Source organism: Cobetia sp. BL01 (assembly GCF_056493605.1).
Genome location: NZ_JBVBEE010000013.1, coordinates 19,413 through 39,636, shown reverse-complemented (window position 1 = coordinate 39,636; position 20,224 = coordinate 19,413). Strand labels below are relative to the sequence as shown.

The following is a 20,224-nucleotide window of genomic DNA, read 5'->3' as shown; positions in this document are numbered from 1 at the left end:
GGGAGTAACGAGGCGAGGAGTATTAGCGAGAAGCTCCCATAGCAAAAATAAATAATACCTAACCCTGAAATAGCGAAAAACTAACACGATGCAGAATAAGCATCAATCGCTGCCACTCTCAAGCAAGAACTGCGGCGTGGTTTCCTGTTCGCGGGCCAAGCTTGCCGCGTGTGCCTTGAGCCAGATATCCCGATGACGAGGCTTTCACGCCAGAGGTGAGAATCGCCTGCCTTGAGCGAGAGCTTTCCCATGGCCTGAACGCCAGCAGAGCAGGCCAAGATTGTTGCACCCAGTCATACAATCCAGTCATACAATCCAGTCATACAATCCAGGCATACAATCCAGGCATACAATCCAGGCATACAATCCAGGCATACAATCCAGGCATACAATCCAGGCATACATTCCTGTCATACAAACCCGTCATGCAATCCAGGCATGCAATCCAAGCATCGCGAAGTCTCAGGTCATGGCCCATCGACACCCCGGAGGCACCCTGATTCGCTCCACTGCCAGAAACGACAACGGCCCCTCATGTTGAGGAGCCGTAAGTGAGGAGCCGTTGTCATCAAGTCTTGCGACAGATCTTTCAGCGCATCCAGCCACTACGCCTGGCGCTTCGCCTTCTTCGACTTGCGCTGGAACGCCGGCATGTCATCGATGACCAGCACCGGATTCAGCTCTTCCTTGGGGAAGTCATTCTTGAGCCAGCGCAGCATGGAGAGCGCCAGAATCAGCATCACCGGAATCATCGGCAGCGCCACCACGATGGTCGAGGTCTGCACGGTCTGCAGGCCACCCAACTGGATCAGCGCAACGCCGACGGCCGCGATCAGGAAGGCCCAGATCAAGCGGAACGAGCGCTTGGGCTCCTGATACCCGGACAGCTTGCGTGAGGTCACCGAGGCCAGCACGTAGGCCGAGCTGTCCAGCGTGGTCGCCAGGAAGATGAAGCACAGCAGGATGAAGGCCACCGTGACCAGCTTGGCATACGGCAGGGTCTGCAGGATGCCTTCCACCGCCAGCGGGATACCGCCACTGTCCAAGAGCGCCTTGATGTCCAGCGCACCACTGATCTGCAGGTCCAGCGCGTAACCGCCCCACACCGCGAAGAACACCCAGGTGCCCAGCGAGCCGAATACCAACTCGGCGATGATCAGTTCACGGATGGTACGGCCGCGCGAGATACGCGCCACGAACAGCCCCACCATCGGCGCGTAGGCGATCCACCAGGCCCAATAGAAGACGGTCCAGTCCTTCCAGAAGGTGGAATCCCCCGCCGGGTCGGTCCACAGACTCATCGGGATGAAGTTGCCCAGGGTCTTGCCGAGGCTGTTGACGAAGCCTTCGACCATGAACTGCGAGTCACCGACGATGAAGGTGAAGGCCAGCAGGAAGATCGCCAGAATCACGTTGATGTCCGACAGAATCTTGATGCCCTTGGCCAGGCCGAACCAGACACTGGCCGAGAACATCGCCGTCCAGATGCACAGTACCGCGACTTCCAGTCCGAAGTTGGCCTCAACGCCCAGGATGCCGCTGACCAGCTGTGACACCAGCGGGACCGCCAGCCCCAGCGAGGTGCCGACGCCGCCGACGATCCCGAACACGACGATGGAATCCAGCAGCACGCCCCAGGCGCCATCCGCATGGCGGCCCAGCACGCCGCGCGAGGCGACGGACAGACGTACGCCATCACGCTTCTTGACGTACATGGAGTAGGCGATCGGCAGGCCCGGCAAGCAATAGAAGGCCCACGGCGTCAGCCCCCAGTGGAACTGACCGAAGGCCAGCGCCCACTCCGCGGCCTCACGACTCTTGGCCGCCACATGATAGGCCGGCGAGGTGTAATAGTAGATCGGCTCGACCCACGCCCAGTTGACGATCGCGATGCCCATCCCGCAGGTGAAGATCATCGCCACCCAGCTGAAGTAGGAGAAATCGGGCGTATCCTCTGCCCCGCCTAGGCGGACGTTGCCGTAGCGGCTGAATGCCAGCCAGATGAGGAATCCGACGACACTCAGACCGGCCACCAGATACAGCCAGCCGAACTTGCCGGTCGCGAAGGCGAAGGCGGCATTGATCAGCGCGGTGCTGGCATCCGGGAACAGGATGACGGGGCCGATGAAGGCCAGGATGACCAATACGGCGGGAATGAAGACACGGGGGTCCAGATGATCGCCATCACTGGCGGGGGGAACGGCTTCTTGCACGGCTACCACCTTAGTGAGAAAGCCCGAGCAAGAGGGGCGAGACGTCGCTCTTGCTCGGGCAGTTCGCTGTGTTCAATAATTTTTAGTAATGAAAAGAGCGCAGCATTATACATTTTTTTATTCCACGCGCATTATACTTTCCCGGCAACCGCGGGGAGCACTAATCGCGACACAGTATTTTCTTATGCATACATGAATTTCATTCATAAAGCTTGCGCTGCACACTCCCCCCTCCTGCACTCTTCTCACGCCTTCCTTGTGCCCTCTTCGACAATGTTTCCGCCAGATGCGAACAGGCCGCCGACACGTCAATGTCGGCGGCCTGTGGGTCTCAAACGCTCATGGGCGGCGACTGTCCCGCAGAAGCCAATACCTGACGCGGCAGTCTTTCCGTCCCTTGCATCGCGAGGATCACGCCAGCCGATGCGCCAACGTCACACGCAGAAGCCTCGACGTTGACCTCGTGTCACAAGACGCTCAGCGCTTGATCACTTCTCATGCGCCTGGCTCGAGCTGACCCATGCAAGCTCAGAGTCAGACGAGTCGGCCTTGAGCGATCAGCAATGGCTGACGCATTGGGGGCATGCAGGGTCTCGTATCAGTCTCCTCCGACAGCTGATTCCAGAATCCAGCCAGCGGCCTTCTCCGCGATCATCAAGGTCGGCGAGTTGGTATTGCCGCTGACGATGGTCGGCATGATGCCGGCATCCGTCACCCGCAATCCCTGGATGCCGCGCACACGTAGACGGCTATCGACCACGGCCATCGGGTCATCCGCGCGCCCCATGCGCGTGGTGCCCACCGGATGGAAGATGGTGGTGCCGATATCGCCGGCGAGCCTGGCGAGCTCGTCATCAGTCTGGTACTCGACCCCCGGCTTGATCTCTTCAGGCTGGTAGCGCGCGAAAGCCGGTTGGGAGGCGATACGCCGCGTGACCCGCAGCGAGTCAGCCGCGACCTTGCGGTCTTCCTCCGTGCTCAGGTAGTTAGGCGCGATCGCCGGGGCCTGACGCGGGTCGGCACTCTGCAGACGCACCGAGCCACGGCTGGTGGGGTTGAGATTGCAGACACTCGCGGTGATCGCCGGGAAGGGATGCAAAGGCTGCCCGAAGGCCTCGAGACTCAGCGGCTGGACGTGATACTGGATATTGGGATGGACGTAGTCATCGCTGCTGCGCGTGAAGGCTCCCAGCTGCGACGGCGCCATGCTCATCGGCCCGGAACGCTTGAACAGGTAATGCATGCCGATGCCCATCTTGCCCAGCAGCGTGCTGGCCATGGCGTTCAGGGTCTTGGCATTGGTGACCTTGTAGACCGAGCGGATCTGCAGGTGGTCCTGCAGATTCTCGCCAACGCCGGGCAGGTCCTTCACCACCTCGACGCCATGTTGCTCCAGCAATACCTTGGGCCCGACGCCCGAGACCTGCAGCAGATGCGGCGAGCCGATGGCGCCGGCACACAGCACGACCTCACGCTTCGCCGAGAGGTTGATGAGCTTGCCATCACGCACGACCTGCAGCCCTGTGCAGCGCAGACTGGAGGCGTCCTTCACTGCGTCCGCCCCTGTGCCATCCCCTGCGCCCTGCTCGCCGCCCGCGAACAGCAGACGATTGACCTGGGTGGAATGCCACAGCGTCAGGTTGCCGCGCTTGAGTGCCGTACGCAGAAAGGCCTTGGCCGTATTCCAGCGCCAGCCGGAACGCTGATTGACCTCGAAATAGGCCACCCCCTCGTTGCTGCCACGATTGAAGTCCTCGGTGCGCGGGATGCCGGCCTGCTCGGCGGCAATGGCGAAATCGTCCAGCACCTCCCAGTTGAGGCGCTGCCGCTCGACTCGCCATTCGCCACCGTGACCATGGAACTGGCGATGCTCGGGGCCGGCATCCCCGCCCTCGTCGAGGCGCGCGTGATCCTCATGGCGCATGAAGGCCGGCAGACATTGCTTCCAGCGCCACTCGCTGTCGCCGGTCACCTCGGCCCAGTGGTCATAGTCCCGCGCCTGACCGCGCATGTAGATCATGCCGTTGATGCTGGAACATCCCCCCAGCGTCTTGCCGCGCGGATAGATCAGCGAACGTCCGTTGAGCCCCTTGTCCGGCTCGGTGCGGTACAGCCAGTCGGTGCGCGGATTGTTGATGCAGTACAGGTAGCCCACCGGAATGTGGATCCAGTGATAGTTGTCGCGCCCACCCGCCTCGACCAGCAGCACGCGGTGGTCAGGGTTGGCGCTGAGGCGATTGGCCATCAGGCAGCCGGCGGAACCGGCCCCCACGATGATGAAATCGAATTCCGGCAGATCGTCTCCCGGTTTGACGGGGCGAGCGTCCCGCTCGCCCCCTGGGGATCGATGCGGGTTGTTCTTGTTGTCTGACATGGCGCGTCCCTCTCCAGACAGCTGGCGTGTACTTTCCAATGGCAGGAATACAGACGGCGACGATGCTGATGACGCCGGTGCAGATGACCGAAAGCGTGAGCGACTTACTTGGCCGTCGGCATGGCGAATTCGGCACCGGCATCGATGGAATCCGACCAGCGCTGCATGATGGACTTCTGCTTGGTATAGAAGCGCACCCCCTCTTCACCGTAGGCGTGGGTATCCCCGAACAGGGAGCTCTTCCAGCCACCGAAGCCGTGCCAGGCCATCGGGACCGGAATCGGCACGTTGATGCCGACCATGCCCACCTGGATGCGACGCCCGAATTCACGCGCGACACTGCCGCTCTCGGTGAAGCAACTCACGCCGTTGCCGAATTCATGGTCATTGATCAGCTGGATGGCGGTCGCGACGTCCGGCACGCGGACACAGGCCAGTACCGGGCCGAAGATCTCTTCCTTGTAGATCGTCATATCCGGGGTGACGTGATCGAACAACGTGCCGCCCATCCAGAAGCCTCCAATGCTGTCGCCGCCGATGTCGTTGCCGGTGAACTCACGCCCGTCGACGATCATCTCGGCGCCTTCCGCGACGCTTTTCTCGATATACCCGCAGATACGCTCATGCGCTTGGCGGGTGACGATCGGCCCCATCTCGGCGTCCAGATTCATGCCGTCATTGATCTTGAGCTCGCGGACACGCTCGGCCAGACGCGGCACCAGGGTGTCCGCCACATCGCCCACCAGCACCGCCACACTGATCGCCATACAGCGCTCACCGGCGGAGCCGTAGGCCGCGCCGATCAGGGCATCCACCGCCTTGTCGAGGTTGGCATCCGGCATCACCACCATATGGTTCTTGGCGCCGCCCAGTGCCTGAATGCGCTTGCCGTGACGTGCGCCACGCTCGTAGATGAGATTGGCGATCGGGGTCGAGCCCACGAAGGACAGTGCGCGCACCTTGGGATGATCAATCAGCACCTCGACGGCATCCTTGTTGCCCTGCACCACGTTGAAGACCCCATCCGGCAGGCCCGCCTGCTTGAGCAGGTCCGCCATCATCAGCGAGGCGCTGGGGTCCAGCGGGCTCGGCTTGAGCACGAAGCAGTTGCCTGCCGCGATGGCCACCGGGAACATCCACATCGGCACCATCACCGGGAAGTTGAACGGCGTGATACCGGCGACGACGCCCAGCGGCTGGCGCATCGTCCAGTTGTCGATGCCGGTGCTGACCTGGTCGGTGAAGTCACCCTTGAGCAACTGCGGGATACCGCAGGCGAACTCGACGATATCGATGCCTCGTGCCACCTCGCCCTGGGCATCGGTGAACACCTTGCCGTGCTCGCGGGTGATCACCTCCGCCAACGCGTCCTTGTGCTCGTTGAGCAGCGCGAGGAACTTGAACATCACCCGGGCACGTCGAATCGGCGGCGTGTCGGCCCAGGCCGGGAAGGCGGCGTCGGCGGCCGCCACGGCAGCATCGATATCGCTGTCGCGTGCCAGTACGACCTGGCCGGTCACCTGGCCGGTGGCGGGATTGAAGACATCCTGTGTGGCACTGGAGCCACCGCGGGTCACCTGGCCGTTGATGAAGTGGGCGATGCTCTGCTGGGGCGTGGTCATGGCGTGAATCGTCTCCGCTGGCGTTGTGACTGAAGCGTGCGCGGGGAGCATCCCGGCGGCTCAGCCATAGGGGCTGGTCATAAGGGCTGGACATGAGGGCTGGACATGAGGGCTGGTTATGAGAGCTGAATGCATGAAGGCTGTACCTTGAATCTACCCCGCCGGCCGGAACGTACAATTGAGTTATTCTTGTGTGCGATATAACGATTGCTGATATCACGAACGCCCCCGAACGCAGACAGCCGCCATCGCTCACCAGCCCAGTCATGGCGGGGGGGGCGGGCGTATACGAGCGTGGAATGGAGTACGGCGGAGGGAATGTTCGAGCGTCATGGCAGCGCTTTCGGTGGCATCGCTAGACCAAAGGGGAATAGGTCATCGGCGGGATGCTGAGACAAGAATGCAGGCGGCCTGGTACATGAACCATGTCGCTGTTGATCCTTCGCCCCCTTGCCCAGAGAGCCTTTGATGCAGGATCTGTCCCGTCTTCACGCCTTCGTCACCGTGGCGCGCACCGGTAGCGTGTCACGAGCCGCCGAGGCCTTGCACCTCACCCAGCCTGCCGTCAGCCTCAAGCTCAAACAGCTTCAGGAAAGCCTGGGCCTCTCTCTGTTTGATCGTCACCCCCACGGATTGCAGCTGACCGCCGATGGTCAGGCCCTGCTCTCCAGTGCCGAAAGCACGCTGGCCAGTGCCCGCCAGTTCGAGCAGGCTGCCTCTGCCCTGCACAGTACCCTGCGTGGCACCCTGCGCATCGGCACCATCATCGACCCGGAATTCATTCGTCTCGGCAGTTTCCTGCGCCATTTCCTGGCACAGGCACCCGGGGTAGAGACGTCTCTGCAACATGGCATGAGCGGGTGTGTGCTCAAGGCACTCAAGCAGGATGAGCTGGAGATAGGCTTCTATCTCGCCCCACCGGGAGAAGGGCCGGGCGACAGCACCCTCGACTACCGGGAATTGGCGCTGTTCGAGTACTACCTGCTGGCACCGGCGGGCTGGTCATCGCGGCTGGCAGCGACCGACTGGGCCTCGTTGGCGGCCCTGCCGTGGATCGTCACGCCCCCCAACTCGGTACATTCCCGCCTGCTGGCACATGCCATGCGCGGCGTGGAGGCTACGCTGCATCGCGTCGCCCAGGTGGATCAGGAAGTCTGCATGCTGGACCTGGTACGCGCGGGGGTCGGGCTGTCACTGGCGCGTGATGTGCTGGCGCTGGCCGAGCGGCAGGAGCGGGGGCTCAATATCGTGCCGGACACCCGTCTGCCCTGCGCACTCAGCGTGGTATGGCGGCGTGACAAGGCCGCTGATCCCAGCGTTCAGGCGGCACTGCAAAGCCTCGAGCAGGTGTGGCCTATGGAGTAGACACAACGATCGATCGCTCAATTTTGTCACTACCCCGCATGTCACTGCCCCCCTTTATTGCTCTTTTGTCCTTTCTCGCTCACGCCATCGAATTACTGGAAACGATTCCCATCGTTGCGTGAAACGCATCTTTTATTCTCTCGGGAATAGCACAAAGTCGTAATTGCAAAGCTATTCAACACCTAAACGTTCGTAGTCCCATCGCTGGTGTTGTCGAGTCCATAGCGATGGGGAAGAGAGCTCACACATTCGACGCATCGCGTCATCAGGGATGGGTGGCATGGTAGCCAAGACCGAGATTCATGCGCAGCAACAGACACTGCCAGGCAAGGAAAGCCTGATGGAGCCGAAGGCGATCTTCATTCGCGACGACTATCGTGGCAGTGGCAAACTTGAGCACAAGGTGGCACTGATCACCGGTGCAGACAGTGGTATCGGGCGCTCTGCCGCCATCCACTTTGCACGTGAAGGCGCCGATGTGGCCGTGATGTATTTAAGCGAAGAAGATGATGCTAAAGAAACTCAGCGGCTCGTAGAGGCAGAGGGGCGCCGGTGCCTATTGATTGCGGGCGATCTGCGAGACGCCGAGTTCTGCCGAAATGCCGTGGCGAAGGTGGTTGAGACCTTTGGTGGCCTAAACGTGCTGGTCAACAATGCCGGTACACAGTGGGTCAGTGAAGACCTGACCACCCTGGAAGACGCCCAGTGGGAGCAGACCTTCGCCACCAACATGCACAGCATGTTCTATCTCACCAAGGCCGCACTGCCCCATTTGGGGGAGGATGACGCCATCATCAATACCACCTCGGTCAATGCCTATATCGGGCCGGACTTTCTGGTCGATTACACTGCGACCAAGGGGGCCATCGTGAGTTTTACCCGCTCGCTCTCCAATCAGGTAGTCGGTCGTGGCATTCGCGTCAATGCCATTGCCCCTGGCCCGGTCTGGACCCCCCTGCAGCCTGCAACGCTCGGCGCCCATGACCCGCAGATGCTGGAGAACTTCGGTGCCGACACCCCCATGGGACGGGCCGCTCAACCCTGTGAATTAGGGCCCTGCTATGTGTTCCTGGCCTCGCTGGACGCTTCCTTCATCAGTGGCCAGACCCTGCATCCCAATGGCGGCACCATCGTCAATGGTTGATGACATACCGGCACTAAGGATCCCCTTTTTACTGAAGGTACCCTGAGATGAGCACATCTATCAGTAGTACAACACAGGGCCGTGGAGGTTGGCTGGCACGCCCGTCCCATCATCTCTGGCTGGAAAAGGAAGGACAGCGGCTGCTGTACTTCTACCGGGCCTCTCGGCACCCTGCAGGCGGCTTCGCCGCGCTGGATGAGCGGGGTGAACTGCCCCATGATGCGCAGCCCGATACCATGATCACGGCGCGTATGGTCCATTGCTATTCGTTGGCCGAAATGCGTGGCGAACCGGGGGCTGCTGTCTTGGTGGAACATGGACTGACAGCACTAGCCGGTCCACTTCATGATAGCGAATATGGCGGTTGGTACGGCGGTCTTCCCAAAGGCGAGGCAGATGACGGAAAGCAGGCCTATATCCAGGTCTTCGTCGCACTCGCAGCGTCCAGCGCATGGCAGGCGGGGCATTCATCGGCCAGACCATTGCTGGAGAAGGTGATCGCTACGATCGAGGACCATTTCTGGTCGGAGGAAGAAGGCAGCCTACGCGAAAGCTTCTCCCGCGATTGGCAGCAGGAAGAAGCGTATCGTGGGGCCAACAGCAATATGCACGGCACGGAAGCCTTCCTTCAACTGGCCGATGTATTGGAATCCCCGCTGTGGAGGCATCGAGCGCTCGCGGTGGCCAACAAGATTATTCATCAACATGCCAGAGCGAATCGGTATCGCATCATTGAGCATTTTGATCGTAAGTGGCAACCATGGCGAGAGTATCATCGTGACACCCCCAAGGATCAATTCCGTCCTTACGGTGCCACACCGGGCCATGCATTCGAATGGGCTCGCCTTCTCCTGCATCTGGAAGCCGGCCTTAAACGTGAGGGCGAGACACCTCCAGACTGGTTACTGGGCGACGCACGAGCACTCTTTCAGAAAGCCTGCGAATTGGGCTGGGATGTCGATGGTGAACCAGGACTGATCTATACCCACGATTGGGATGACCAGCCCGTGGTGCACGAACGTCTGCACTGGCCAGTCGCAGAGGCCAGTGCAGCTGCCGCTGCGCTCTGGCGGCGAACCGGGGATGCCGAGTATGAGCGTTGGTACCGCAAGTGTTGGGACACGATCGATCAATTCATGATCGATCGTGAACATGGCAGCTGGTGGCAGGAGCTGGATCGCCAAAACCGTCCATCAGATGAACTATGGTCGGGTAAGCCGGACCTCTATCACGCCTATCAGGCCACTTTACTCCCCCGCCTCCCATTGGCCCCGACCATGGCCCGCGCTATCGCTGAAGAAGCACCGTAATCCAGTCTCCGTCCCAACGGAGAGCCTCCTAAAACAAAGCCCCCGTGTTACCGAAAACCGGCGACACGAGGGCTTTGAGGTTCAGCGCGGCAAACCATGAGCCGACATGCGATGGAGGCGCTCAGCGATTACCCTTACTGGAAGAAAAGCGCCTCAGCGGCGCGCCTTGCGACGACGCCACATGACGACGATCGCCACCACGACCACCAGGGCCATGACTCCGCCAGCTGTCAGTAACCAAGGCATGGCCTTGACTAGCCATGGCGTTTCGCCACCACGCCGCAATTCGCCGACGCGCGCCGCGTCGACCGACAGCTCAGGATTCCCAAACTGCGAGAGTACATAGTTGCTTACCGCTGCCACCTGCTCATCATTCAGCTCATGATGGAAAGCCGGCATTGAGACTGTGTACTCGTTGGTCTTGCGGTGTACCCCTTCCAGAATCGCCATGACCAGGTTGTCGGGGTTCTCCCCTTGGGTAGCCGTGTTATGGACCAGAGAAGGATAGAAGTTATCATCGGTCCCTTGGCCATCAATCTGGTGACAACTGGCGCAGGCCCCCTGGTAGATCAGCTGGCCGTTGAGACTCCCGCCCTGACTCATGACATCAGGGTCCACATTCAGTGGCGGCTCCAGTGTTGCAAGGTCGAGTGTCTCACTCTGTACGATACGCTGCCCCACATCTACCGGCTTTCCCGTCTCAATCGGCGGCACTTGCTTGAGATATGCGGCCATGCTGCGCAGATCCTCTTCGCTCAGATGGCGCAGACTATGCTCGATGGCTTCGGCCATGCCACCCCCCGCCTGAGCTCGCCCTGCAACATGGCCGCTCTGCAGATACGTCACCAACTCCTCTTCACTCCAGCTACCGATACCACTGGCGTCAGACGTGATATTGGGGGCATGCCACCCTTCGATGCTCGCCCCGGCCAGGTATCGGTCCTGCTGCTCACCCATCAGTACATTGCGCGGCGTATGGCAGGAACTGCAGTGTCCAAGGGTATCCACAAGATAATGCCCACGATCCACCTCGGCATCATGTGAGGGGTCCGGCGTGTATGGATCCTTTAGGAACAGGAGGTTCCAGCCGGCCATGCTAAAGCGAAGATTGAACGGGAAGGACAGATTGGTTTCCGGTACCGCTGCATCGACCGGCTCCACACCTTGCATGAAGTAGGTATAAAGCGCATGGATGTCCTCTTCCTTCATGCCACGATAGGCCGTGTAGGGCATCGCCGGGTAGAGGTGAGAACCATCAGGGCGCACCCCTTGTGTCAGAACTTGCGCGAAGTCCTGTTCACTGTACGCGCCGATACCCTCACTGATTGAGGGCGTGATGTTACTGGCTACGATCTCGCCCATCGGCGAATGAATCACGTACCCCCCAGCATACGGCTGGCCCGCATCCTGAGGAGTACGATGACAGGCAGCACAGTCCCCGGCCTTGGCAAGGTATTCCCCCCGCTCGACCAACGATGTGGTGTCGTCAGCGGCAAGGGCAGCATGCGAGGGCGTCAGCAATAGCACAGCCAGCCCCAGAGACTTGACGAAATGACGTGTCATCCTCAAATCTCCTTGGCCAGAATGTCGGCGATGCGAATGCTCAGGGCTACCCCTGTCAGCGTCGGATTGATGACACCGGAAGCGGGAATGACACCGGTTGTGGCCAGAAAGAGATTGTCATGATCCCAAGTACGACATTCTCCATTGACTACTGAGTTCTCGGCCGCATCCCCCATGATAACAGTGCCCATCAGGTGATCGCGGTTCTGCCAGCCAGTATCATCTTCGATGACGGTACCATTCATGATGCGTACGAAGTTGGCAAAGTCCTGTTTGGCCACGTGACCGGCCGCCTTGACGTAATCATCCACGGTATAGTCAACCGTTAAGGTCGGAATGCCCAGTGCGTCCTTGTGCTTTCGGCTGGGACGTACCGTATTGTGCGCATGGGGCAGCATCTCGAACACGGTAGAAACATCCACAAAGCGTGCCGAATCATGACGAATACGCGCATCCAGCTCAGGCCCCACAATCAGATTGTCGAGCAGACGCTGGGTCACCTTTGAATTTGGCACCATATTGGTCAAGGCATGCTTGATAGCAGAGTGCTCACGGCGGAACTCACCATCACGCCAGTTGAAGATGCCTCCCTGCTGCACCTGACCACGCCCCGGCCACAACGGTTCATCGGCCAGGAACTGCAGGCCCATACCGGTGTGATCCATCAGGTTACGTCCCACTTGGTCGGATGAGTTGGCCACATCGGACATCAATAACAGCTTGGGAGTTTCCAGACCATGGGCCGCCACGATGAAGGCCTTGGCGGTAAGGCGGGTGTCGTCTCCATTAGAGCTACGGTAATGGACGGCAGCGATCTTGCCACCATCTCCCTTCTCGAGGTGGTAGGCGGTGGCGTCTGTGAGCAGCTTGGCACTGTAGTGGCACAGTGAATCTGGCCACCTGACTTTGAGTGTATGATGGCTTACAAAGACAGTCAGGTGCAGATGATGACGAAGAAGAGAACGTTTAGCCCGGAATTTCGCTTGGAAGCGGCCCAGCTCGTGGTCGACCAAGGCTACACGCTGAAAGCGGCGTGTGAGGCCATGGGGGTTGGCAAATCCACCATGGAGTATTGGGTTCGCAGGCTTCGTGCTGAGCGGGCAGGCAAGGCACCGCTGAAAGGTGAAGCTCTGACACCGGAACAGCGTGAGATCCAGGAACTGAAGCGCAAGCTGCGGCGAGTGGAAGAAGAGAAGGCAATCTTAAAAAAGGCTACCGCTCTCTTGATGTCGGACTCCCTGAGCAATTCTCGATAATCGAGCGACTTGAAGAGAGCTATGCGGTGCAGCACTTGTGTCAGGTGTTTGGGGTGCATCGCAGTAGCTACCGGGCTTGGCGTGGTCGGGATAGAAGACCTTGTGAGACAGAGCAGAAGCTGCTGGACCGGGTTGTCGAGGCGCATGCCGTCAGTAACGGCTCTGCTGGCGCTCGCAGCATCGCAAAAATGGTCACGCAGGCAGGAATACAGTTGAGTCGCTATCGGGCCGGCAGACGGATGAAGCAGTTAGGGCTGATGAGTTCGCAGCCGCCGAGGCACGCCTACAAGAAGGCTGATCAACCACACCTGGATATACCGAATGCCCTTGATCGGGAGTTCGATGTAAAGGAGCCCAATCAGGTATGGACCGGCGACATTACCTATATTTGGACAGGGGCACGCTGGGCTTATCTGGCAGTCGTCATCGACTTGTATGCTCGTAAACCCGTGGGGTGGGCATTGTCCCTATCGCCGAACACGGCGTTGGTAAAAAGGCGCTGACCATGGCCTACGAATCGCGTGGAGAGCCACGGAATATCCTGTTTCATTCGGATCAGGGGTGCCAGTACACCAGCCGGGCATTCCGGCAGATGCTCTGGCGCTACCGAATGACCCTGAGTCTCAGTCGCCGTGGCAATTGCTGGGACAATGCCCCAACAGAGCGCTTCTTCAGAAGCCTGAAAACGGAATGGGTGCCAGAGATCGGCTATCCCGATGTTGCTGCGGCGAAGCGATCTGTCACTGATTATATGATCGGTTACTACAGCAGGCTCAGGCCGCACAAGCATAACGATGGGTTACCGCCGAATTTGGCAGAAAAGAACTACTGGAATGCTCAAAGCTCGATGGCCAAAAACACTTGACCACTACAGCCGCCCCAGCCAGTAACTGACGTCGGTTGATCGAAAATGACATGGTGTGAGTTCTCACTGGGTAGTAGCACCAAACGAATGGCTTACGCTCGTGTGGCGTTGACGGACCGAGAACATGAATGATACGTGAACCTAGATACTAAGCAAACTATCTATATGGAAAATATCCTGAAGCCGAAGCAATAACGATTTACCGCCTAACCCAGGGCTCAAGGAAGCCACTGAAAACCGCTCCCATGACTCTTCATGGGAGATGCTTCGCACGAAGCAAAACACTCTTCCCTCCCAAGAACTGCAAGTCAGGTTGGAGGTTGGATATCACGCAGATAGGGTTGGCACTAGGAGTTGCGTCCATGGAGCAGACCCCAGCCTGCCCAAAGGCATCACGGGAAAGGCATGACCTTATGAGATGTCAATCAGCAACTTGAACCTGGTTGCGTCCACTGGACTTGGCCCGATAAAGCGCATCGTCAGCCGCTTGAAGCAGTGATTCCAATGCAAAGGGCTCTTTGGCCAGACACGCCATCCCAATCGAGACGGTCACGACGCTGTCCGTAGCCGGCTGGGGTAGCCCTGCTGCTTGTACATTACGACGCAACTCCTCTGCGAGCATACGACCAACGGCCCGGGGGCAATCGGGTAGAAAAACGACAAATTCTTCTCCACCAAATCTTGCCAATATCCCACCAGCCGACTCAACAGGCACCTTCAATACCGAGGCTACCGTCTGAAGATAGCGATCACCTTCAAGATGCCCCAACTTATCGTTGATCGATTTGAAGAAATCGATATCCAGTATCATTATCGTCAGCGGCATCTGCTCTTTGAAAAGATGTACCTGCTCGAGAAAAAAATGACGATTGGGCAGTCGAGTCAACTCATCATGGCGTGCCAGCCACTGAATCTCGTTTTGTAATTTCTCACGACGCGCCATCTCTTCCTTCAAGCCATTATTGGCTTGCTCAAAGACACGATGTTCCTGAAAAACGTGTCGATACATGTAGAGCACCATAAAGACGAGATACGCGAGCATGATGCCCGTCAGGAGAGTGGCTTCGGGTAAGCGCCCACGAGCTACCGTGAGGAAATGCTGCGTCGGCTGAAGGCTCAGCATCAGGTTCGAGGCGGGGAGTTCGATAGGAATTTGATGCCCCCAGGGAGCGAGACGGCTTTCCGGCCCGACATGGACGAAGACTTGGCCACGCTCTGACAAGGTAATAGCGAAAATGTCACTATGAGCGGCCCTGAGAGCATGATCCAGCAAGGAATCGAGATCGACCACCATGGCAATAGCCCCGAAAATGTCATCATCACGGGGGGCGCGTACTGGCAAGTAGGTCACCATACCCTTGCTGCCTTGCAGAAGATCAATGATGCCAGTATGACCTTCAATGCCCAGTTCAAGCGGGTTACGCAAGGGGCTGTCAGGTTGAGCATCAAAGAGCCTCACGCCTAGTAATTCATGATTTTTTCCTTCATCGGGAAATACCAGCTTGATCACGCTGTCACGATCGATGAACGCGATGTTCATAAAGTGGCTAAAATCGTTGTAGTAGTTCCGTGCCAATCGCTCCCACTCCTCACGCGCCGAGGTCTGACCCATCAAGCTCCAGAGCTTGGCGAACCGTCGCATGGCAGCGAGCTGCCCCTCAACCTCAGAAGATAGCTGTATCGCGATCCTGTCGCCCAGGATGTAGGTCTCCTGGGCAATACGCTCGTTCTCGTTCCTGCTTTGATGCTGCCATGCCAACAGACAGATGAAGGTAATACCCGCTGCAATCATCAGGGGTACCAGATTGTCTCGCCAGTTACGTGTCAACACTGGAAGCAGTTCCAGCCATTGCGCTAATAACAGAATTGCCAGGTAGATCAGCAGTGTTAGGCGATCCATTCCAATTAGGGGCATACTGGCTAAAGACTGCTCAGGGGGGGGGTGACGATGGTGAATGCCAGTACGAGAGTGGTTTGCGCCAGCAGGGTGGCGGCGCCATACCCCAGACGCATGCGTAACAAAGCGCAGCAGCTAAGCCCCAGGCAGGACAGGAGAATTAACATCGGAGGCCGTATATTGGCGACGTACCAGTCACCGGGTAGCCCAGTCAGTAACGCCCTCCAGTGATCGGCACTGACCCAGCTTTCCGGGAAAAGAAAAGTACCGATCAGCACCGTATTGATCGTCAATGCCGCTCCAAGAAACAATCGACTGAGAAGCGCACTACGCCAATGCCAGGCTGTCTGGCCGGCTGCCAGTAGAGTCAGCATGATCAGAAGTATCGTATTGGCCTCATGACCGGCACGAGGCCAAAGCCCCAGCAAGGCAATAGCGAAAGCAACCAGACCAAGCGATACCAAGAAAAGTCTCTGTGTCATTCCCTATCCTTGAGAGCTGTTAACCTAGATGCCTGCCCTGCTCTTCACTGTCGACGACGAACCTTACGCGAACGCAAGCCTGCCGGCTTATCCCATATCACCTGACACGATCCCCCCCGATGACGTCTCGTCAAGCTCTCGATACCATGAGTCTTGTCCTATAGATAACAGCCTGCCGCGCCCTTCGGTCATACACTGTCGCCGTGGCGCGCGTTGGTTCTACGCACCGCCTGGATGATAATACTCAGCACATCGACATTATACGTGTAATTTTATGTGTGAGCGTTGGCGCCAATGCCTGCCCAGTCACGCAGCTTCTACACGCAAAAGGAGAGAAACATCCTGGGAATCCTCGAGGGTCAGGATGGCCTCCGAGAGCCCCCTCTGCACATAACGCCGTGTCCCACAGGTACTTATGCTATTTTCAGCTCCTTTACTAAGCTGCATGAGGATTATCTCCACATTCATGAAGCAATTTTACAGTTCCGCTCCGCAAGACATTATTCCCTACACAACACCCGGAGTATTACGTACATCCCCTTAGTAGACGATACGCTATTGGTAACAGCAGAGAGGGTTCCGTGTGCGTTGAATGCTACTCGCCTAGAGAGAGGGCATTATACAAACAGCTCGCGTGGACGCTAGTCACAGTGACTCACCCTATCGTGACAGTGAGAGACACTCAGTCCGGAGAAACGTCACACTACATCGAGAGGGGGCAGTCCTCATCATGTCGCAGACGATTCCTACGCATTCCAGCCATAATGTTGGGGGATATCAGGACACCAAAAGATTTACGAGCGACGCCACGCTGAATAGAGCGATATCAGCCGATATGGAGACACACATTACGTAGGGGCTTGGGTACCAACCCGAAACATGCCGCAGCGCTCGAACACAAGCGGTGAGAAGACCCCGCAGTGATGCTTTGTCTCACCCAAGCAGCGCCACCACCTGATATCTGTCATTGGTAGCGACCGCCCCTGCAGGTAACTGACGAGAGTATCGGGCGAGAGGGCACGTGACGACCACCGTTCTCCATTGCCCCATGAGGGCTACCCTCCACAGTGGGAATCTTTTATCCTTCAAGGTGGATGATATGAGGTATCGTGCCCAGGTCTTGCCGTGGCATCCCCTTGGCATGCTGCCTGACATCACAATCCTCGTCACTCTTCGTAGGCGACATCAACGACGAGCGTCTTTCATGCCCAATTCACCGATTAAGGTAGGCGAGCAAAAGTCAATTACCGATATTGACGGAGCAATGCAGGGCATGCCGGAATACCATCAACCCTCCCGCATTATCTGTCATCAGAAAGCGGTAACCTGTACTTACAAAAGATGCTAACAGGGGCTACTCTTGGCCTGACAGAGAGTCTCGGTTTCGAGGCGAGGTGATGCAAGACCGTTCTCGCCCATGGACGCCGTCAGATTGGCGTACATTGGCACGACCCAGGCCACGACTATTTCACAGCCTAGGCTTATCCTTTGGGCTGATGTGAAATAAGAGTGTTGAGCATCCCCATCACATATCATGGGAACAGCAGAGATGAGTGATTTCTCCATAGAAGATTTTGAAGAAACCATCAAAAAAGAGCTTGATCGCTTTGTCAAAAGCTCCCGGCCTACTTCCGACAGCAATTCCCCCTACCCCACTACATCGAAGCGCAGCCCAGCCCCTCGTGCTCGCAAGACAACCACCCCCCTCAAGGGACTCAGAGTTACGCTTGGCGTGAAGCAACGTCGACTGGCACTCGAGGAGCCTTTTACGGTGCAAACTGATAGCATTTCCAAGGTCGAAGCTCGTATACAGGCCGAGAAAGCTGCCCGTAAGGCAGGCTGGAAGATTATCAGCCATGTCATTGACTGGAATGACACTGAGCGTGACCCCGACGCACGACACTGACGCTTCGACTCCCAACCTGGCATTCTAGGATTCGCGGGCATATCACTAGCTTTTTGAGAACACCTCTTGGTGGTGTCTCCATGATGGCAAAAGAGAATCGCGCTGACGCACCGACAAGAATGGCGGCCCTCCCAAGAGCATGGCGTTTATCCATCACTCTCGTCACGGGATGCCAGGTAATAGTTCACGAGATCACGGTACTCCCAGCCAACCTTCTGCAGCCATTGTTGTAACACTCGTTGATTGGAGGCTGCCATCGCACTATTGAGAGCCTTGGCATGCCTGACCTGAACCGTCACCCCTATCGCCATGAGCTCTTCATAGGCCGATATCTCGCTGGCGCGGCTTTTCTGCCAGCCAAGGCGCTCCATCTCATCCACCACATTGAGTAGCGCTTTCTGCTGCTTAGCACTCAATGAATCCAGCGCTTCCTGATTGATGCTGACAATATTCAATGGATAGGCGTAATTGATTGGCGTGTAATGTGCAAACGCCTCCTCCAGCCCCAGCACGATGCCTCCAGAGGCTGAGGTGAGAACCGCATCAAGATCATCATCTCCGAGCCTGGCCTGCAATACTTCCCAGCTCAGCAAATGTGGCTCGGCCCCAAGATCCAGAAAATAGCGTGAGGCATTGGTATCAAAGGTCCGAATATTCAGGCCCTTCAGCGCTTCAAGGCTATCAATCGGCTTTCGGGACCAGATGCCACTGGGCGGCCACGGCACGGCAAAGAGCAAGCGCTGATTACGAGCAGCAAGCAACTCTCCATAGACGGGGCGTGATAGACGGTACAGGCGCTGGGCCTCCTCCAGGGTCCGAGTGATGCCCGGCAAGGTCGATAAGGCAAACATCGGATCGTCCCGCGACAATGCACTGGCAAGCGTCGAGGCCATCTCGATGACCTTGGCCCGCATGGCCGGGAGATGCGACTGCGGCGGGATATCTGACCGTGTCGAGAATGACAAGGTGTCATTGGAAAGGATCGTGACACGCTGCCTATATTCCTCGATCAGCCCCCCATCAAGGTGGTCGGACTATAATCATTGGCAATCCTGATCGCTGCCCTGGTCTCGGAGGCCTGAGCCTCGGCAGTTACCTCAAGCGAAAGGGTGAACACGATCACACTCCCCCCCCCGCCAGAAGCCCCCGTACCAGCCACCGCCGGCAGGATGCGACGCAGTCGCGCAACACTGACAATTTTTCCATGAACCCAGCCTCCGCTGATCACCATCCCTTCCTGGTCATGACACACCACACTCCACCCAGGAGGCCACTATACGTCAGCTAACATGAGCAGTCGCCGATACCTGTCAACGGCCATGATAACGGCCATTATTGAAGGTGGGTCGGCAAATCAAGCGCTTGCGCACTGTCGTGGAGCCGCATTTCCTTCGCCAAGACACGACAATGCCCCGGCCTGGCGACAGGACGGGGCATTGTCGTAGTGAAGGGGTCACATCAGGTGACCTCACCCTCTCTAACGGGCTACTGACCGCCAGCGCTAACGCCGAAAGACCACACTCAAGTTGTTCGCCGGCATCTCGACGACCTTGTCGAGCGTCAGACCATTGCGCTCTGCTTCCTCGATGACCGCTTCCAGGTCACGCACACCCCATAGCGGGTTGCGGCTCTTGAGCTGCACATCAAAGCCTTCGTTGCTCGGCGCCGTATGCTGCCCTCCCCGCTTGTAGGGGCCGTAGAGATACAGCACGCCGTCCTTCGGAAGGCGGCGACCTGCCTGCAACATCAGCTCGGATGTGACCCGCCACGGCGAGATATGGATCAGATTGATCGCCACCAGCGCATCGCATGCCACCTCAGGCCACTCGGCCTGCACATCCAGCGTGATCGGCGCCTTGAGGTTGGGCAGTGCGGCCTCGGCCCGCCAGTCCGCGATGGATTCCAGCGCACGCGGGCTGGCATCGCTGGGTTGCCATTCCAGATGGGGGAGCCCGTGGGCGAAATGCACCGCATGCTCGCCGCTGCCACTGGCCAGCTCCAGCACCTGACGCCGCTGTGCCAGCACATCCCGCAGGACATCGAGAATCACGTCACGATTGCGGGCGACTGCTGGGCTCGCGAGACGCTGACTGTGCGCCACCTCTGCGTCCTTCTGCGATGATTGCGACGCTGCGCTGGGCAAGTCATCGGGTAACTCGGGGGTGGCCATGCAGCACTCCTTTCAACAGGGCAAATGACTCAGAACGAATAGATGGCGAGATCATAA

13 protein-coding genes and 1 pseudogene are annotated in these 20,224 nt (G+C 58.2%); 5 read left to right on the top strand and 9 right to left on the bottom strand.

Annotated elements, in window-relative coordinates; genetic code table 11:
* Positions 1–605: 605 nt before the first annotated feature.
* The 3 genes from ACZYGA_RS16365 to ACZYGA_RS16355 form a co-directional block, all read right to left on the bottom strand.
* Positions 606–2,213 (bottom strand): BCCT family transporter, encoded by a 1,608-nt coding sequence (locus ACZYGA_RS16365; protein WP_289863850.1) that lies wholly within the window; start codon positions 2,211–2,213, stop codon positions 606–608.
* Positions 2,214–2,811: 598 nt separating this feature from the next.
* Positions 2,812–4,458 carry a GMC family oxidoreductase gene (locus ACZYGA_RS16360; protein ID WP_404626910.1) on the bottom strand — a complete coding sequence of 549 codons (1,647 nt, stop codon included), beginning with the start codon at positions 4,456–4,458 and terminating at the stop codon, positions 2,812–2,814.
* 233 nt (positions 4,459–4,691) lie between these two features.
* Positions 4,692–6,209: a CoA-acylating methylmalonate-semialdehyde dehydrogenase gene (locus tag ACZYGA_RS16355; protein WP_404626735.1), complete on the bottom strand. Its 1,518-nt coding sequence runs from the start codon at positions 6,207–6,209 to the stop codon at positions 4,692–4,694.
* 468 nt (positions 6,210–6,677) lie between these two features.
* On the opposite strand from ACZYGA_RS16355, the gene ACZYGA_RS16350 reads away from it, so the two are divergent.
* From ACZYGA_RS16350 to ACZYGA_RS16340, 3 genes are all read left to right on the top strand, one after another.
* On the top strand, positions 6,678–7,574 hold the full coding sequence (locus tag ACZYGA_RS16350; RefSeq protein WP_404626733.1) for a LysR family transcriptional regulator: 897 nt from the start codon (positions 6,678–6,680) through the stop codon (positions 7,572–7,574).
* 280 nt (positions 7,575–7,854) lie between these two features.
* A complete protein-coding gene (locus ACZYGA_RS16345; RefSeq protein WP_404626731.1) occupies positions 7,855–8,718 on the top strand; it encodes an SDR family oxidoreductase in 864 nt (287 codons plus the stop codon).
* Between the two features lie 47 nt (positions 8,719–8,765).
* The gene (locus ACZYGA_RS16340; RefSeq protein WP_479399676.1) at positions 8,766–10,028 is read left to right on the top strand and encodes a D-mannose isomerase; all 1,263 of its coding nucleotides are present in this window, start codon (positions 8,766–8,768) and stop codon (positions 10,026–10,028) included.
* A 153-nt stretch (positions 10,029–10,181) separates the two neighbouring features.
* On the opposite strand, the gene ACZYGA_RS16335 is transcribed toward ACZYGA_RS16340, so the two are convergent.
* On the bottom strand, positions 10,182–11,591 hold the full coding sequence (locus ACZYGA_RS16335; RefSeq protein ID WP_479399674.1) for a c-type cytochrome: 1,410 nt from the start codon (positions 11,589–11,591) through the stop codon (positions 10,182–10,184).
* A 2-nt stretch (positions 11,592–11,593) separates the two neighbouring features.
* Entirely contained in the window at positions 11,594–12,604 is a 1,011-nt protein-coding gene (locus ACZYGA_RS16330) for a GMC oxidoreductase (protein ID WP_479399672.1), read from the bottom strand.
* On the opposite strand from ACZYGA_RS16330, the pseudogene ACZYGA_RS16325 reads away from it, so the two are divergent.
* Positions 12,539–13,712: pseudogene (locus ACZYGA_RS16325) on the top strand (IS3 family transposase). The gene ACZYGA_RS16330 and the pseudogene ACZYGA_RS16325 sit on opposite strands and share 66 nt — an antisense overlap.
* A 421-nt stretch (positions 13,713–14,133) precedes the next feature.
* Here ACZYGA_RS16325 and ACZYGA_RS16320 read toward each other — a convergent pair.
* Complete coding sequence (locus ACZYGA_RS16320; protein WP_404626726.1) at positions 14,134–15,612, bottom strand: GGDEF domain-containing protein; 1,479 nt, start codon at positions 15,610–15,612, stop codon at positions 14,134–14,136.
* A 20-nt stretch (positions 15,613–15,632) separates the two neighbouring features.
* Positions 15,633–16,091 (bottom strand): hypothetical protein, encoded by a 459-nt coding sequence (locus ACZYGA_RS16315; RefSeq protein ID WP_479399670.1) that lies wholly within the window; start codon positions 16,089–16,091, stop codon positions 15,633–15,635.
* Positions 16,092–17,640: 1,549 nt separating this feature from the next.
* Between ACZYGA_RS16315 and ACZYGA_RS16310 the strand changes: the two genes are divergently transcribed.
* Complete coding sequence (locus tag ACZYGA_RS16310) at positions 17,641–17,997, top strand: hypothetical protein (RefSeq protein ID WP_136939195.1); 357 nt, start codon at positions 17,641–17,643, stop codon at positions 17,995–17,997.
* 146 nt (positions 17,998–18,143) lie between these two features.
* Here ACZYGA_RS16310 and dctP read toward each other — a convergent pair whose 3' ends face one another.
* Both dctP and ACZYGA_RS16300 read right to left on the bottom strand, forming a co-directional pair.
* Positions 18,144–18,911, bottom strand: coding sequence for a TRAP transporter substrate-binding protein DctP (gene dctP, locus ACZYGA_RS16305; protein ID WP_404626723.1), 768 nt, complete (start codon positions 18,909–18,911; stop codon positions 18,144–18,146).
* 587 nt (positions 18,912–19,498) lie between these two features.
* The gene (locus ACZYGA_RS16300) at positions 19,499–20,167 is read right to left on the bottom strand and encodes a DUF938 domain-containing protein (protein ID WP_479399668.1); all 669 of its coding nucleotides are present in this window, start codon (positions 20,165–20,167) and stop codon (positions 19,499–19,501) included.
* Positions 20,168–20,224 lie beyond the last annotated feature (57 nt).

Bases quoted from the DNA above. Each gene is read 5' to 3' on its own strand.
- ACZYGA_RS16360 (WP_404626910.1), bottom strand. From the start codon at position 4,458: ATGGCCAATCGCCTCAGCGCCAACCCTGACCACCGCGTGCTGCTGGTC.
- ACZYGA_RS16355 (WP_404626735.1), bottom strand. From the start codon at position 6,209: ATGACCACGCCCCAGCAGAGCATCGCCCACTTCATCAACGGCCAGGTG.
- ACZYGA_RS16350 (WP_404626733.1), top strand. From the start codon at position 6,678: ATGCAGGATCTGTCCCGTCTTCACGCCTTCGTCACCGTGGCGCGCACC.
- ACZYGA_RS16345 (WP_404626731.1), top strand. From the start codon at position 7,855: ATGGTAGCCAAGACCGAGATTCATGCGCAGCAACAGACACTGCCAGGC.
- ACZYGA_RS16340 (WP_479399676.1), top strand. From the start codon at position 8,766: ATGAGCACATCTATCAGTAGTACAACACAGGGCCGTGGAGGTTGGCTG.
- ACZYGA_RS16335 (WP_479399674.1), bottom strand. From the start codon at position 11,591: ATGACACGTCATTTCGTCAAGTCTCTGGGGCTGGCTGTGCTATTGCTG.
- ACZYGA_RS16320 (WP_404626726.1), bottom strand. From the start codon at position 15,612: ATGGATCGCCTAACACTGCTGATCTACCTGGCAATTCTGTTATTAGCG.
- ACZYGA_RS16315 (WP_479399670.1), bottom strand. From the start codon at position 16,091: ATGACACAGAGACTTTTCTTGGTATCGCTTGGTCTGGTTGCTTTCGCT.
- ACZYGA_RS16310 (WP_136939195.1), top strand. From the start codon at position 17,641: ATGAGTGATTTCTCCATAGAAGATTTTGAAGAAACCATCAAAAAAGAG.
- dctP (WP_404626723.1), bottom strand. From the start codon at position 18,911: ATGCGGGCCAAGGTCATCGAGATGGCCTCGACGCTTGCCAGTGCATTG.
- ACZYGA_RS16300 (WP_479399668.1), bottom strand. From the start codon at position 20,167: ATGGCCACCCCCGAGTTACCCGATGACTTGCCCAGCGCAGCGTCGCAA.